General features: G+C 46.3%; 11 protein-coding genes and 1 pseudogene. 5 read left to right on the top strand and 7 right to left on the bottom strand.

Annotation, left to right across the window (positions count from 1 at the left end; all coding sequences use genetic code 11):
- Window positions 1-4: 4 nt before the first annotated feature.
- The 5 genes from VOA_RS10130 to VOA_RS10110 form a co-directional block, all read right to left on the bottom strand.
- Window positions 5-751, bottom strand: a complete 747-nt coding sequence (locus VOA_RS10130; RefSeq protein ID WP_000335402.1) for an outer membrane lipoprotein-sorting protein — start codon at window positions 749-751, stop codon at window positions 5-7.
- On the bottom strand, window positions 744-2,003 hold the full coding sequence (locus VOA_RS10125) for an ABC transporter permease (RefSeq protein ID WP_000517224.1): 1,260 nt from the start codon (window positions 2,001-2,003) through the stop codon (window positions 744-746). Before VOA_RS10125 ends, VOA_RS10130 begins: the two co-directional genes overlap by 8 nt.
- The gene (locus VOA_RS10120; RefSeq protein ID WP_000911537.1) at window positions 1,991-2,674 is read right to left on the bottom strand and encodes an ABC transporter ATP-binding protein; all 684 of its coding nucleotides are present in this window, start codon (window positions 2,672-2,674) and stop codon (window positions 1,991-1,993) included. The genes VOA_RS10125 and VOA_RS10120 overlap by 13 nt, the downstream gene beginning before the upstream one ends.
- Before the next feature lie 10 nt (window positions 2,675-2,684).
- Window positions 2,685-3,335 (bottom strand): hypothetical protein, encoded by a 651-nt coding sequence (locus VOA_RS10115; RefSeq protein ID WP_000845180.1) that lies wholly within the window; start codon window positions 3,333-3,335, stop codon window positions 2,685-2,687.
- Between the two features lie 272 nt (window positions 3,336-3,607).
- Window positions 3,608-4,531, bottom strand: coding sequence for an aldo/keto reductase (locus VOA_RS10110; protein WP_001187212.1), 924 nt, complete (start codon window positions 4,529-4,531; stop codon window positions 3,608-3,610).
- Between the two features lie 291 nt (window positions 4,532-4,822).
- Here VOA_RS10110 and VOA_RS10105 point away from each other — a divergent pair, with 291 nt between their 5' ends.
- From VOA_RS10105 to VOA_RS10095, 3 genes and pseudogenes are all read left to right on the top strand, one after another.
- Window positions 4,823-6,880, top strand: coding sequence for an alpha-amylase (locus VOA_RS10105; protein WP_000772609.1), 2,058 nt, complete (start codon window positions 4,823-4,825; stop codon window positions 6,878-6,880).
- Window positions 6,881-7,263: 383 nt separating this feature from the next.
- Window positions 7,264-8,499: an outer membrane protein transport protein gene (locus VOA_RS10100; RefSeq protein WP_000932967.1), complete on the top strand. Its 1,236-nt coding sequence runs from the start codon at window positions 7,264-7,266 to the stop codon at window positions 8,497-8,499.
- A 15-nt stretch (window positions 8,500-8,514) separates the two neighbouring features.
- Window positions 8,515-10,910: pseudogene (locus tag VOA_RS10095) on the top strand (VolA/Pla-1 family phospholipase).
- A gap of 84 nt (window positions 10,911-10,994) precedes the next feature.
- Here VOA_RS10095 and VOA_RS10090 read toward each other — a convergent pair.
- Together VOA_RS10090 and ompW are read right to left on the bottom strand one after the other, a co-directional pair.
- Window positions 10,995-12,833 (bottom strand): M4 family metallopeptidase, encoded by a 1,839-nt coding sequence (locus tag VOA_RS10090; protein ID WP_000809710.1) that lies wholly within the window; start codon window positions 12,831-12,833, stop codon window positions 10,995-10,997.
- A gap of 381 nt (window positions 12,834-13,214) precedes the next feature.
- Entirely contained in the window at window positions 13,215-13,859 is a 645-nt protein-coding gene (ompW, locus tag VOA_RS10085) for an outer membrane protein OmpW (RefSeq protein WP_000751636.1), read from the bottom strand.
- A gap of 240 nt (window positions 13,860-14,099) precedes the next feature.
- Between ompW and VOA_RS10080 the strand changes: the two genes are divergently transcribed.
- Window positions 14,100-14,336, top strand: a complete 237-nt coding sequence (locus tag VOA_RS10080; protein ID WP_000369570.1) for a hypothetical protein — start codon at window positions 14,100-14,102, stop codon at window positions 14,334-14,336.
- Window positions 14,337-14,815: 479 nt separating this feature from the next.
- Window positions 14,816-16,465 (top strand): hypothetical protein, encoded by a 1,650-nt coding sequence (locus VOA_RS10075; RefSeq protein WP_000793077.1) that lies wholly within the window; start codon window positions 14,816-14,818, stop codon window positions 16,463-16,465.
- Window positions 16,466-16,656 lie beyond the last annotated feature (191 nt).

The following is a 16,656-nucleotide window of genomic DNA, read 5'->3' on the forward strand; positions in this document are numbered from 1 at the left end:
CATTTCACTGCTCCAGTGACGGGTTTTGGATTAAATAAGCTGGGTTGTATAACTTATCCTCCAAGCGTTTTGGCTGGACTGATTGATACTCGATCAGCGTACGTTTCTGCGGTTGAATTTTGTCAAACAGCAGCATCTCAACCACGCGATCGCCTTGCACTTTAAACCACGCAACCTTGGCTAGCTTGCCCGAATGCAGGTAAAGATCCGCTTTAACTGGCGAAGCATCGGCCTTATTCAGCCACAGTGTGATCGCCTGATAACTGGCACCAGCGGTTTTGGCTTTGAGGGCCAAACGATAGGTATCCACACTGGATTGATCTTCCCGCAGCAGCCGCTCTTCGCCCTCAAAACTCGGCTGATAGTCATCACTCCAAGTCAAGGTTGAAATATCCCCCACCGAGGCCTCACCAAGCAGCTTTTGCATTGGCGTAATACGAATTGGGCGACGGCTTTTTGGCATCAATAGCCAGTAGTTGTCCCCAAGCATCAGCAGTTTTTGCCCCGCTTCGGTAGCCGAGCGAAACAGCACTAAAGATTCGCGATTTTCACGCACATACACATCATACTGGTTGGTCTTTTCGAGAGTGCCATCGTGGTATAGCTGCACCACAGTGATCACTTTGGCGGCCGATTCTTTGAGTCGATAGTCATCTGCCTTTTGCACCATGCCGACCACATCCAGCTCTGTCGCCACAACTGTGCTTACCCAGCTCAGCCCTAATAAACATATTGAAATCCATTTACACATACGTGAGAGCCTCCGTGATCGGCTTGTTCACGCCTTTCCGAGCAGAAAGCCAAGCCGCCAACACACAAATAATGACCATGCCTAAGGTACATAGCCCGACCAGAGTGAATGAAAAATAGAGATCCAGTGGATAACCTTCGGTTCTTCCCGGTGGTGGTGGCATTTGAATATCCGCCATTCGCACCACGGCAATAGTGATCAAATTGAGCACAGTGCCGAGTAACGCGCCACACAGTGCCAACAACGTTGCTTCACGGACAAATCCAGCCACAATGTCCTTAGGGTATGCTCCGAGCGCAGATAAGGTACCAATTTCCCGAGTCCGTTCGCTGACCGACATGGTTAGAGTATTGAACAGCGCTACAAATACCACCATCGCCATGACGGTACCCATGACGCCGAATAGTCGGTCGTATAAATCTTTGACGCGAGTGTAGAAAAAGGCGAGCTGCTGCCAAGGTGTCACTTGCAAATCCTGCGCTAAATGCAGTTTATTCAGTTGCTCTTCAACCCATATCTGCATCTCTTGAGCTTGCTCTGTCGTAAATAAATACACAGATAAGGTGCTGATTTTGCTTGAATTAAGCAGTTCTTGTGCCGAAGTAAGGTGCAGATAAAGTTGACGTTTATCCAGTTCCGGCACGCCGGTTGAGTAAAGACCACGCACTTGAAAATCTAACGCGTTCAGCGCGCCATCCGCGGTGGTACTCAATAGCGTTATCCAATCGCCAACACCAACTTTCATGTTGCGCGCCAGATCGACTCCGAGCATCACTTGCGGTTGGGTCGGGTCAAAGCGTGGCGAGTTTGGATCTTGCAGCGTTTGCCCATCACGTACATCCAAAAAAGGGCCTTTCATATCGAACTCTTTGTAATCCACGCCAAGCCCCGTAAAAATTGTTGATTTCGCACCATTAGAAACCAGTCCGGTCAACTCTATGCGTGGCTGAATGCCACGAATTTTAGGGTTAGCGAGCAAGGCTTGACGAATCTGATCACTCCCTTCCAACCCGTTGGCCAACGGTGTTTCTTCCTCTTGCTCAAAGTAACCCAGTTGGCTGATGGTTAAATGCCCGACATCGCGCGCGGTCGATTCACGCAGTGAATCGTAAGTGTAAAGACCAAATCCACCAGCAGAAGTTAAGGCCAAAAGCGCAATCGCAATGATAGAGATGGAGAGCACACTACGGCGGCGGTTACGTTGCAGATTCAATGCAGCCAATCGCCACGCTTGAGAGATCAACTTGCCCATTGCATTCTCTCCAAGGAGATCTGCCCATCGACCAAATTGATGGTGCGATCGCACTGCGCCGCCATGCGTCCATCATGAGTCGCCACCACAAAGGTGGTTCCTAACTCATGACCAAGGCTTTTCATCAGCCCAATGATAAGACTCGCGGTTTGGCTATCCAAACTCGCGGTAGGCTCATCTGCCACCACTAATTTGGGGTTATGTACCAAAGCTCGTGCAATCGCCACACGCTGCTGCTGACCACCAGAAAGATGATCCGGACGCTGCTGCATCACGTCTTCTAACCCGACTTTCATCAACATTTCCCGAGCCAATTTTTGCTGGTCATATCGACTGAAACCATTAAGCATCAAGGGATACGCCACATTTTCTAAGGCCGTCATCACGGGGATTAAATTGAATTTTTGAAACACAAAGCCAAACTGAGTACGGCGCAATAACGCTGCGGACTTACCACTGCTTGGATAAGTGTTTCCATCTAACGTCACTTCGCCTTCATAATCGGGATCAAGCAAACCCAGAATGTTGAGCAAGGTACTTTTCCCTGAACCAGATGGTCCACACAGTGCCAACATTTCGCCTTGCTGCACCACACCACTGACACCACGTAGGGCAAGCACACTTTGCATTCCCAGTGAATACTGCTTTTCAATGTTTTGAAATTTAAGCATGTTCCCCTCCCTACGCCTGATTGACGAGAGCTTGCGCTTGCTGAGTATCAGGATGGTTGGCATCGGCTTGCTGCATTGTTTCTAGCCAAAGACGAGCTTGCTCTGGATCCTTCGCGCGTAACGCTGCGGCGATAGCTAAACGATAAATCCACGCTGTAGCCGCAAACGGCTGAGCTTGGAATGTTGGGTCGGCGAGCAAGTTGAGATAGAGATCGTAGCCACGCTCAAAATGGTTAAACATGTCAGGCATGGCCGTGTAAGTCGCCGCTGCCACGGCGATCGCTAGCATTTGAGTCGGCAAACCATTGCGGCGCTCTTGTGAATTTGCCGCGTCATCACTTAATAATGAAAGCCCTTTCTCTATTGTGGCAAGCCCCTCTTCGCTATAGCGCATCTTCTTCCAAGGTAAAAACGCATCACGTCCCATGAGAGTTCGAGTGCTACCTAAATACACCAAGGTCAGCGGCATCGCCCCTTCTTGTTTCGCTAATTTTTCCAAATCGGCATACAGTGGTTCAACTAACTTTTCATCACCCTGCGCCGCTTGGTTATAACGTTGGATCAACGCTTCACTAGGCAGGGCAAGCACTTGCCAAGAACTGAGGCTCAGTAGTAAGCCTATTAGGCAAAGAGGGAAGAACCGCAAACTGCAAGTTTTCATACGAAATATCCTTTTCAGTAAAATGAAACTGTCCAAATGATTTGTGAACTTGATGTCACTACAGTACGGCAATCAAGAATGAGCAGAGCTTAGCCGACTCGATACAGACTTATTGTAGTTTGCGATAGAAGGTCGATATGCGGCGTCAATGGTAAATTGATGGCATGAGTGGGGCGGGTGAGAAAAATGTGCGCTCTGGATTACACCAGATGAAACAACTGCGCCAGTACAGTGACTGGCGCAAGAAGATAAAACAAGAAGCCGAATGCAGGCTATGGCACTCCGTGACCTTTAGAGGCCACCCATACTCGATACCACTGTTCACGAGAGAGTTGTAATGACAGCGCTGCAATGGCACTTTCAACGCGTTCGATTTTACCTGAACCAATGATCGGCAGCGGTTGGCTTGGTAAACAACGAACCCACGCATAAATCACCTGTTCAATCGACTCAACGTCCATTTCCACGCGAAGCTCTTCCAACACCGCACGTACGCGCTGCGCTTGTTCTGTTTGGCCGGAGAAAATAGCGCCACCACCCAAACATGACCATGCCATAGGACGAATACGCAAACGCTGCAATTGATCCAAGGTGCCATCGTGTGCCACTTCAAAATTAAGTGGGTTGACTTCCACTTGGTTCGTTACCAATAGCTTGCCCAAGCGTGATTGCAACAAATCAAACTGCGCCGGTGTGAAATTAGAAACACCAAAGTGTTTCACTTTGCCGACTTTGTGCAATTCAGAGAATGCTTCAGCCACTTCATCGGCATTCATCAATACATCGGGACGATGGATCAGCAGAACATCAATGTCATTAACCCCCAAACGCTCTAACGAGTTGTTGACCGATTGATAAATGTGCGCGGCACTGGTGTCATAGTGGTTAATTTTGCGTTCTGGGAAGCGGGCGTTACACAGTTGAATATCGCACTTAGTGACAATTTGGATCTGTTCACGTACTGAAGGCTCAAGCGCTAACGCCTCGCCAAACAAGGCTTCACACTGATAACCGCCATAAATATCCGCATGGTCAACAGTGCTGATCCCTAGCTCAATGTGCTGCTTCAAAAACGTTAAACGCTGCTGAGGTGTCATGTTCCACTCAGCTAAGCGCCAGTAACCTTGAACCAATTCAGACAGCTCTGGCCCTTGTTGCGCCATCGTCACTTTCTGCACGGTTGCTTGTTGTTGCATCGTCATTCTCCTGTTTTTCACTCAGCACATCCTATGCAGCTGGCCGTCTCTGTGCAAAAACTATCAATATCGATCCATAAAGTTGTGACTTGAATTAGATTTTTAGACGATAACGCATGGCGGCAATCTGGCTTTCTACGCCCTATCCTGCAGGGTTGTGACGCAGTGCAAATTAACAAGGCGTAGCGCTAAGAATGATGTTGAGTGACGCGCTGCAATTTATCCTTTATCGATACAAAAATCGGCGCCATTTGGGTAGGAAAGCCGAATCAATAATAAGAAGGATAGAGAATGAAACTGAACGCCTTGACCCTATCGCTGCTCTCAGCTCTAGCTTTGCCAGCACTGGCCTCGGCTTCCACTGCGAATTTAACGGTAGCGACCACCACTAACAGCCGTGATTTTCCGCTGCAAGCCGATGCACCACTGGTGATCCCACTCAACAAAGGGGATTACACTCTCACTATCAGTGGTTTCGAAGGGGATTGCTCTGCTGCCCCAACGCAAGTCGTCAAATTCAATACACCGCTCGCCCTAAGTTGCACTGGTAAAACTGAATTACCCTTGACGATTCGTTTTAGTGGCGACTATGCCTTTCAGTGGCAAGCGCAAAACAACACACTCACTTTGATACGCCAAACCACCAAGGCGACCAAAACTGAATTTCGCCGCCCAATTCCTAACGTCAGCTGTGAGGTGTACCAAGGCGGTGATGTCACCTTAGATTTGGCCGACAGTTTCGCCAATGGCACAGCGTTAAAAGAAGCGTTTACCGGGCAAATTGTAACGGTGCAACAAGGCAAAGTACGCCTAACCCCTTCCCAAACCAGCGGAGGTTTAGTGCTGCTTGAACCGCAACGCACTCATGCTCAGCCTTTTGCTTATCGCAATGCCAATATCTATTTTGTGATGGTCGACCGCTTCAACAATGCCGACCCAAGCAATGATCGCAGCTACGGCAGGCAACAAGACGGACAAGAGGAGATCGGCACCTTCCATGGTGGGGATCTAAAAGGCGTGATCGCCAAACTCGACCACATTAAAAGCTTAGGCACGGATGCTATCTGGCTCTCTCCGATTGTCGAACAGGTGCATGGGTTTGTCGGCGGAGGTGAGAAAGGCTCCTTCCCGTTTTATGCCTATCACGGCTATTGGACCCGCGATTTCACCAAGATCGATGCCAATTTCGGTGTGGATGAAGATCTGCAAACCTTAGTGCGCGAAGCCCATCTCCGCGGCATAAAAATTCTTATGGATGCCGTGCTTAACCATGCAGGTTACGCCACATTAGCCGATTTACAGCAAGATGCGGTACAAGTGGTCAACGCACCTATGCTGCCTGAACGTTGGAATGACTGGAAACCCAACGCCGACGAAAACTGGCACAGTTTCCATCAAGCCATTGATTACCAGAGCAAGAATTGGCAACAGTGGTGGGGGCCAGACTGGGTACGCGCAGGCTTACCGGGCTATCCTGCGCCGGGCAGCAGTGACATCACCATGAATCTCGCCGGTTTACCGGATTTTCGCACTGAATCCCCCCAAGCCGTTACCCCGCCGCAGTGGCTACTCAACAATCCCGGCACACGAGTGGTGAGCAAACCCAATTACACTGTCGCTGACTATTTAATTGAATGGCAAAGCGACTGGGTACGCCGCTTTGGGATCGACGGTTTTCGCATCGACACCGTCAAACATGTGGAAGGGGAAGTGTGGCAACGCTTAAAACATAGGGCCTCGGAAAACCTCACAGCATGGCGGCAAGAAAACCAGCAGAGCGGAGAACCCTTTTGGATGATGGGCGAAGTATGGGGGCACGGTGCCTATCGCAGCCCTTACTTTGATGATGGCTTTGATGCACTGATTAACTTTGATATTCAAAAACGTATGGATAACGGCGCAGCCTGTTTGAGCCAGATGGCGATGGTGTATCGCGATTACGCGCAAACCCTCGCCAAATATCCCGACTTTAACCCCGTCAGTTATATGTCTTCCCACGATACTGAGCTGTTCTTCGGCCGTTTTAAATCGTTCGAAATGCAGCGCAATGCCGCCAATGCGCTACTGCTCACTCCTGGTGCAGTTCAAATCTATTACGGCGATGAAATTGCTCGCGAAGCAGGACCTTACGCTGATGATTTCCATCAAGGAACCCGTTCTGATATGCGTTGGCAGTGGAGTGCAGAGCAGCAGACTCTGCTCAAACACTGGCAAACCTTGGGGCAGTTTCGGCAACGTCACCCAGCCGTTGGGGCTGGATCACATCGTGAAATCGCCCAGCCCAATACTTATCTTTTCACTCGCCAGTTAGGTGACGATAAAGTTGTCATCGCCTTTGTTGGCCGCTAGCGGTCTTATTCCTCAGGTGCATGCTCATCATGCTCCTGACTCGATGAGTGCCCCAAAGCGATGCCAATAAAAACGTGCTAAATATCATTCTTTCTATAATAACTTACTGCAAACTCATCAAACTCAAACTGGTACAACCAGAAAATCAACATAATTCATTGATTCATTTGAATTAAATATCTATCTTCCGCCGCTGCAAATAAAATAACACCACCAACTCCTTTGACATATAGTTAACACAAAATTAACATAAGGCTTCACGTGAATGTTCTCTCGCAATAAAACGCTGGGTTTCTCCCCGTACAAAGCGTCATGCGAGAAGAAACGACTCGTAGGATCGTCAATGGAATTACGACTATAACTAAGACCTCAGGAGGTCGAGAATGCTGAATAAATCTTCCCTTGCTGCTTGTATTTCCGCCCTGTTAGTGGGACAAGCCAGTGCCGCCGGATTTCAAGTCGCCGAGCACTCCGCATCCGGTTTAGGCCGAGCGTTTTCAGGTGAAGCGGCAGTGGCCGATAACGCCAGCGTACTGGCACGTAACCCCGCCGCCATGATGCTGTTTGAAACTGCGCAATTTTCTGGTGCATTATCCATCGTCGATCCCGAAGTTAACGTAGATGATCTTTCCAACAACCAATCGATGAAAGATATTGCGCCACTGCAAATCGTTCCAGCGGCCTACTACATCAGTCCGATCAATGAACAGTGGGCATGGGGTTTTGCCATGTTCACCACTTACGGCGTAGCAACTGACTACCCGAACGATATTTATGCTGGTGATTTAGCCGGTGATACTTCGTTAATTTCCGTCAATCTAAATCCCAATATTGCCTACCGTGTCAACCAAGAGCTCAGCTTAGGTTTTGGCCTTGATTTGGTTGCCGCCAAAGCGGAGCTGACTCGTCACAAAGGCGGCCTTGCCCCTTTTGTTGGTGGCAATCCTAGCGATAACTTGATTGGCATGACCGGCGAAACTTTTGGGTTGGGTTGGAATATCGGCGCACTCTACGAACTCGATGATAAAAATCGCATCGGTTTTGGTTATCGCTCACGCGTTAAACTCAATTTTGATGATGGCGAATTCTCCAGTTACGATTCGGGCATCGCCACCAGCGCTGTGGTTCCTGGGCAACTCAAAATTGAGCTCCCAGCGATTTGGGAACTCTCCGGCTTCCATCAATTGAACGACCAATGGTCAATCCATTACAGCTATCAGCAAACGGATTGGAGCAGCTTTAGTGAACTCTCCGCGACTTCAAGCCAATGTAAAAACGGCACCTGTTTCCAAAAAATCGAGAAATACGAAGACAACGGACGCTGGTCTGCTGGCGCTACGTATACCCTAAATACAAGTTGGACATTCCGTGCTGGTGTGGCGTTTGATGAGCAAGCTGGCAAGGCAACACTGAGCATTCCGGATAGTGACCGTTTCTGGTATTCCGCAGGATTCACTTATTCCATCAATTCTCAACTAACGATGGACGCAGGTTTTGCTCTTGTGCAAAGCCGAAAAGGCACCTTTACCGAAGAAAACCAAATCGGCCAAACCCTCAAATTTGATTCTGAGGGCATCGCCTATATTAGCGCATTGCAATTTAACTACCGCTTCAACTAATTTCCGGAGTCGAACATGAAACAGGTTATTAAGATCTCTCTTCTCTTCTCTGCTCAGCGCTCTGGTTAGTCGGCTGTGGCAATGAAACCACGAGCTCAGGAGCGAGCACCACGGTTGAATATGAATCCTATATTCAGCAAGCGCTCAATCGAGACACCACCATTAAATTTGCGTTAAGTGGCAGCAATGCCAATGTGCCCCTGCCCTCTTTTGCGCTGATGAACCCAGACGATGGCACATTAGAAATTCCCCCTGGCAGCAATACTTCTGGCTCTAACCCGTTAGTTGCTATGGGACAAGTCGATGGCTGGCCCATCACCATGCCGCTATTCCTCGATTTTAAAGGCGCAGGTTTGGCCGATAACATCATCACATCGGGCATTTATCTGTACGAGTTAACCGACTCGATGACCGGCTCTCCGAGCATCAAAACCTTGTTAGTTAATGGTACAGATTACACTGCAATTTCCAGCTCGGCGTCCGATAAAATTCTCATTGTGCCAATTAAAGCACTGAATGCTTCTTCCGAATATATTCTGGCGGTGACCTCAGACGTTTCAGACGCCAACGGCAATCCAGTTGGCACATCGTCCAGTTACGCCGCCCTGAAATCCAAGAAAAAGATATATACCGAGGGTGATATTTCAACCCTGCAAAAAGTGACGCAAGGCGTAGAAAAAATCTTCCGACTCAGTGGTGTGGATGATACTCAAATCGTCTATTCGACTTGGTTCTCAACTCAATCGGTGAGCAATACCTTGTTTGCTACTCGCGCCGCAACGGCATCTGCGTTTGCCAGTGGTAGTAACCAATTAGAGACAGTGTGGAAACAAACTGGCATTGGACTCGATACGGCTTACACAATGCAATTAGGCACACCAGTTGACTTAGCTGCCGCTTTGACAGCGGATGACAATTTCAGTACGTATATTGGTGCAAGCAAAAAAACCGCTATTTTAGGTACATACAGCGCAGGTACCGTAAATGTGACCAAAGGTACCGTTCGCCTGCCTTACTACCTTGAAACTGGCAGTAACTGGAATACTCAGCCGTTTGAATCGGCGATGCCAAGTCTTGCCAAAATTAAAGCAGCTCTCGCCGATACTAATGAGCAATTAGCGATTGGTGGACAACTACTCGCAGCAGGTATTGATACCAGTAAATTGGCCACTGATGCCAGTGAACAACTTAAGCTGATTGGCCTTACCCTAACCAAATCGGATGGCAGCCAACTGGATCCTGAACGCTACATCACTCGCTATTCACCCGTACCCAAAGTGAAATCGGTGCAAAATGTGCCATTCCTACTCTTTACACCCAATGGCAGCACACCAACCAATATCGTGATTTATCAACACGGTGTCACCAATGCCAAAGAAAATGCCTACGCTTTCGCGAAAAATCTTACGGCTGCAGGACTTGCTGTTATTGCCATTGACTTACCGCTGCACGGTGAACGTAGTTTAGACAGCACACGCTCGGCCAATAGTGATCCTCTCGCTTACATCAACCTCACCTACTTGGCCGTGGCACGGGATAACTTACGCCAAAGCATTCTCGATGTATTGGGACTGCGAGCTGCGTTAACCCTGTCTCAACCTCTATTCAGTGGTACACCACTGTCTGGCATCAATGTAGGTACAGGTTCGAAAGTTCGCATGCTGGGGCATTCATTAGGGGGAATTGTCAGCACTTCTGCCGTAGCAGAAAGCAATAAAACATTGGGCTCCACACTGGCTAACGCTCTGTACAGTTTCTCTGGAGCGGCCATTCAAAACTCGGGAGGCCAAATTTCTAACTTACTGTTAGGGTCTGAATACTTTGGGCCGCAGATCAAGCATAACGTTGCATTAAGCGCTAGCACAGAATACAAAGGTTTTGCTGATGCACAATGTACCAGCCTAGACGATTCGACTTGCTATAAGTCGTTTGAAACCTCGGCAACTGAAGAGCAACGTGCTCAAGTCACCTCAGGCTTCCAGATGTTCTCGTATGCGGCGCAGACCCTACTCGACACCATTGACCCTTACTCTGTAGTGAGCACAAAGCTCAATAATGGTGGGCTGACCACGCCACTTTACTTCTCAGAAGTGGATGGTGACAGCGTGGTACCTAACAAGGTGAGTAATCCTACTGGCTCGGGGGATTATCTCAGCCCACAATTTGCAGGTACCGAACCACTCGCAACTTTACTGAGCCTAACCACTGTCAATTCAGGACAAACCGCTCCAGACGCAACCAAAAGCTTTGTTCAGTTTAACAGCACGGCGAAACACTCGACCTTTGTTGCCCCACAAGATACGGGATACGCTGACTTGAATCATCACACCGAAATGCAAACTGAAACCGCTGATTTCCTTGCTGACGATAGCCTTGGAACCGTGTCCAATAGCAATTCTGTCTTGAAATAATCTTCACCCCTTCTAAAAGGGTTAGGGATAACGAGAAAAAGCGCACTCTAAGAGTGCGCTTTGTTTTACAAGGGAAATGGGAATTTAATCAAGTCTTAACGTAACGCTGGAGTAGTTACTGTAACCACGCAACATGACATGGTAAGTCGTACCTGCTACCGCCGAGATCGCGCATTGCTCTGCATTACCTGAACGATAAGGTCGGCAATCCCAAACCGTTGTGGTGGGTTTACTGCCCGCTTTGACATACAGATCCACATCACCGGTGCCACCGCTGGTGGAAACAACAACGTTGCCCGAGTTGGTCACCGTAAAGGTATAAAAATCTTCCCCTCCACGTAGGCCGCTCAGTCCTGTGATCGGCTTACCTTTCTCAAGCACTTTACCGACCGGTGGAGGCGTTGTGCCACAAGAGGCATTCACACCTACCGTATTAAACGCAGTTACCACATCCGCCGTGTTGTAGCTAAGATCCTGTGCAGCTTTCACCACACCGCAGGCACCTTGATCAAACGTGCTGTTAGGTGTCCAGTACAACTGGTTAGCAACGGCAAAAACTTCAAAGCCTTTACGCACATTCCAACCGGTTTTATTCGCGAGAAGATAAAATGCGCGATTAAAAACCCCGCTTGAATGGTGAACATCAATACCACTGTAATACTGTGATGCATGATCTATCGAACGACCATCACGCGATGGTTGATCAAAATAGCGCAGACCTCCGGAAGATTTAAAGATGTCTGACCCAACCACCCAGTCAACACTGCCACGCATATAATATTCCGCAGCTTCCCCCGCAATATCGGAATAGGCTTCGTTAATACCCCCTGACATATCCTTGTAAACAAGACCTGAGTTTTGCTCGGTGAATCCGTGGCTTACTTCATGCGCACTGACGTTAATATCAACCAGTGGATAGAAGCGGGTATAGCCGTCACCAAAGGTCATTGCGCGACCATCCCAAAATGCATTTTCATAGTTACTGCCGTAATGCACACGCATAGTCAATTGGAAGGTGAGTGGAGAGGTATTCAGCCACTGCTGATACATATCGAACACCACTTTACCGAAATAGTGCGCATCGTTAAGTGGTGAATAAGCGCCATTGACCGTTTTCACGCTGTTGTAATTGGTACTGTCGTTACAGGCGTAACTAAAGGCCGTTGTCCCTGTCGTACCACCATTCAGATTCACGGTTTTTACCGCGCTATTGTTCATAGTACAGGTCGTACCGGTTTTATCGATACTAAAACCAGGTAAACCATTGCTGCCATATTCATAACGACCTGTTTTTTGGTTACCGCCAGGACCGGAGCCAGTAGCTTGCGCATGGTTAATACCATCCCACTGTTCAAGTACCTCACCTGTGGTCGCACTGATAAAGTAGAACGGGCGAGTTGGCGAATCTGAGGCAACAAAGAAATCAACTAAGTACACGAGCTGAGCTTGTTGATTGCCATCCAAACGCACTAGCAACTGAGCGTTTGCATTCTCAATCGGCAAAGTTTCACCAAGCACATTCGCTTGCTGTTGACCAAAATGAGTTGTCACCAAAGCAATAGCTTGTTGACTATCAATATCGGGAGCCACACTGGGAAGATCGGCTTCTAATTGCTGTGCCATCTGCCCATAAACTTGGGTAATGCCCTTCGTCGATTCCGTTGCAACGATTGCTGTACCATATACAGGCACCCCATTGTAGAGTTGCTGATAACGTACTTTCACCTTGCCATTAGGTAACTGAATGGTGTTGACCGCTTTAAAACCATTAGCGGAAGATACCATACTGTACTGCTGTTGAACTAAGGCCTGCTGGACAAACGATGCATCATCAATCGTCACCATTTGTGCCGCGTAAACAGGAAAACCGGTGGCTGCACCAGCCAAAACTAGCCAATTCAAAGGACGGGGTATTTGTTTCATTTCTCAATCCTAGAGATGTTAGGTTATTAAGCGTTGAACAGCTCCCATCAACGCCGATTGCACGCGAAATACCGCGTTCAATCAAAGTGGTACAGAACGATTGAAAACACCAACCCGAGGTTAATTTAATGTTAAATAAAGGTGTGCATTTTTCGTGTCACAAACTACTCATTAAGCCCATTTACATTGCATAAAAAGCAGAATAAAAACACATAAAATCATTGAGATAGATATCCATTGATAGGATTGTGCCTTTAAAATTAGACACTTATTTATCAATACGATGGCAAGATTGACGAACTTACCGTGCTATGAATGAATATCGCATAAGGCGAGAAAAAATAAAGCCGCTGACGCGCGGCTTTATATCAAGTTCGGGGGTTAGAATTTATAACCACCAGCGATCATAAATACCCACGGATTGATCTTTACATCAGTGGATTTGGCATCTGCCCCCGCTTTGTAAGTCGCTGTCGTTTCTATATTGGCATACCACACAGAAGCGTTGAGGAACCAACTGTCATTAAGCATGTAATCCACACCGGCATTCGCAGCCAAACCCCATGAATCATCCAGTTTCAGATCACTCAAACCTGCACCTTCACCTGAGCTGTTGAAGCCTTCATCAAAGAAAGTGGTGTAGTTTAAACCCGCACCAACATAAGGGCGAATCGTAGAATTTGCTTCTCCAAAATAATATTGAACCATGAAAGTCGGCGGCAGATGTTTTGTTTCACCAATATCACCTAGGTTCGAAAGATCGGTAGAAATTTTGTGTGAGAAAGGCGTAGCAGCCAACACTTCAAAGCTGATGTTATCCGTAAACATATAACCAAGAGTTAAACCCAGTTGAGTGTTGCTGTTGACAGCAAGTTCACTTTGACTGCCTAAGATTTTGTCACTGCTGTCATTAGGCACTACCGAAGCAACACCGACACGAACAATAACATCACCTTCTTGATGTGCCATAACGTGAGTAGACATAAGGGCTGCAAGCACGGATAAACCGCAAAGTGTTTTTTTCATTACATTTTCCTTTTTGTGTAGGGCTATTGTTATCTTTCTGTTGCGCGCACAGTAGCACACAAAAACCACACAAACTTGATGGAAATCAATTTGCATCATCTGCGCACATCAATAATACATTTATGCAACTTAAGTCACCTTTTAAAAACACAATTAACGGTTATCTAGTGCAACTTTGGCGTGCCATCATGGCATCAAATATGCAATAAATTCCATGTTCCCCAAATGGAGGATAGCAACATGGATAATCTTTATAAGATCGAGTCTTACAGCGATGAAGCCGTAAATACCATTGCTAGCTTTATTCGGTCCCGTGGCGGCCACTGCTACATTGCAGGATTTGCAGTGATCACTAACCACCCATTTCAAGAGCGCGAGGCTTGGCGTTTGCTCCCTTTAGTGGGCAAAGTGACCGATTCATTGACGGCGTGGGATATCAGCCAATTTGAAACCACAAACGTGAACATTGCCCATTGAGTCGCATCCTACTCTTGGCACTAATAACGGTATGATGAATGGCGGCATAAGCCGCCATTTGCATATTGCAATGCAAATAACTATTCACTACCTCCTATTTGAGTTACTGCACCTCAAATAGGAGGAATGGAAGGAAGCAGTACCTACCTACTTCATTATTTTCTGTCATATAGATAGGCAATTTATAAATTTCGAACCGACATCAAATTACAAAACAGTCAATAGTAACCGTTTGTGTTGAATTTTAGAAGCCATGGCCAATTAACAGTAAAAATTATTAATTATAAATATTTAAATTGCTAATTTCCCTGTGCTGATTCTTTGCTTTAAACAGAAAACTTAAAAAAAGTAACCATAAATAAATAATAAACTACCCAACAAAAATAAACTTGCAATTAATTATAGAGTGGTTTTAAAAACCACCAAATACAGCACTGGAAACAAAAGCATTCAATAAATATTATTGACCGGAGATTAGAATGAAAAATTTAATATCAAAAAAAATAACCATCGCTGCTGCTATCAGTAGTAGTTTTATAGTCTGCACACCAATTACTGCTGCTGAAAATATTTCTGACACTGTGATATCAAGTGCTGAAAGCTCATCACGAGAAAAGCGTTCTGCATTGTGGTTAGTCGGTACTTTTGTAAAACGGCCTACCACTTTGGCCTTCCAACCAATGAAAACACATTTTTCAAACAGATTATTAAACCTTTTAACATTAGGTTTATTCGGAACCACTAATGTTGCAGAGGAAATCATCACCTTAGAAAAGGCTGTTTCAAATTTAGATGGTTTGATAGCAACAGAGGCCTCTGTTTTTACTCAACTAACTGATATTTCAGCTGCTGCTGGAGAAGAAACTGCAGGAGATGCTGTATTGCATCCTATAAATTTATCTATCACCGAAACAATGGCCCTCGTTGAGGATAGTCAACTGTACCCTGTGTCTTCCTACTCAGGAACTGTTATGAGGGAAGCTTTGATTAATATGGAGAAAGAATTTTCACCAGAACTAAAAGCAGCCATAGCAAGAGGCGAAATCCAAAGAACTGCTTGGAGTTTTTTTCCTGAAGGTTTACAAGCCAAGAATGTTGTCCAAAATGAAGTGAGAGCGTTAAGTGGGAAGTGGGCAAGAAACTTCGAAGTGGGTGAGTATGACCCAATCAACAAGCAAGTTGATGTGCGGATCTTTCATCGAGGCACCATAGAGGTTGTTGAAGGACACGAAAAGCACATTTTTAATGTTGCTAAACGTCTTCATCGAACAGGGGCTTTCCGAGTTATTGACTATGACAAATATGCTGGTGAAGCACTGGAAGACTCGGTATTAGAAACAGAAGCTAAAACAGCATTTAGCAATACCGTTCCAGGAGACGTTATTACCTATGAAAATCAAAACTACATTGTTACAAGTAGCGAGCATAATGGCATAAGAAAATTAGCTAATGCTAATGGAACTAGGCTTCGAGCAGGCCAAAATGGGCATTTGGTTCTGGGTAATCTAAATGGAAAAGCGGTGCCGGTATATGAAGAAGGTGGCACCTTTCGACTGTACGACCAAGCAGGAAAACATCCAATTTTAATTAGAAGCACAGGTGCTGAATTTCAATCTATAGCGGAAACACTTGATACTAATAATATGTCAGCACCTACAAGAGGTTTTAATACTGTCCCACCTCAAAATATAGTGAATATCTCTGGTGGAGATAAAAACTGTTCCTATGTAACAGCAGCCGTCTTACTCAACTTCTCAACCACAGCGGATTTAGCGGCTCAAACAGGAATTCCAGAATTTTGTTTAGCCGATATACAGAAAATAAAAGACCTTTTTAAAGCGGCAGGACAAGAGGTTGAAATCAGAAAATATCATTCTAAATTTGCTCTTGAGGAGGCAATGAAAACATTACCAGAGCAATCTACAGCTGGAGTTGCTTTTACAAGGCCTAAGCGTATTGTCAATGGTTTACTTGAAGATCAAAGTGGCCATATGTTTTTGGGGTACAGAGATGTGGGAAAAATTAATTATTTTGATTTTCAAAAAAATCCAATAGGCCAAAATTTTAGTGCTTGGAATTATTCGATACCAGCCGATGCCTATCAGTTCCTTTTATTCACCCCAAAATAAACTCCACTCAAAGCCTCATCAATTAATGGGGCTTTTTACCCTTCCCAAAAGTCAAACTTTAAAGAAAATTCAAAAAACTGAAAGAGGGAGGAGACCCAAGATGATTACCGACTAAAAAAACTGAACTTTATCATTAAGTGCGACAGGCATCCGATCTACATCTTTTCTAAGTTTCAATTTTCACATAAGCT

It is taken from the genome of Vibrio sp. RC586, from assembly GCF_000176715.1.
Lineage (GTDB): Bacteria > Pseudomonadota > Gammaproteobacteria > Enterobacterales > Vibrionaceae > Vibrio.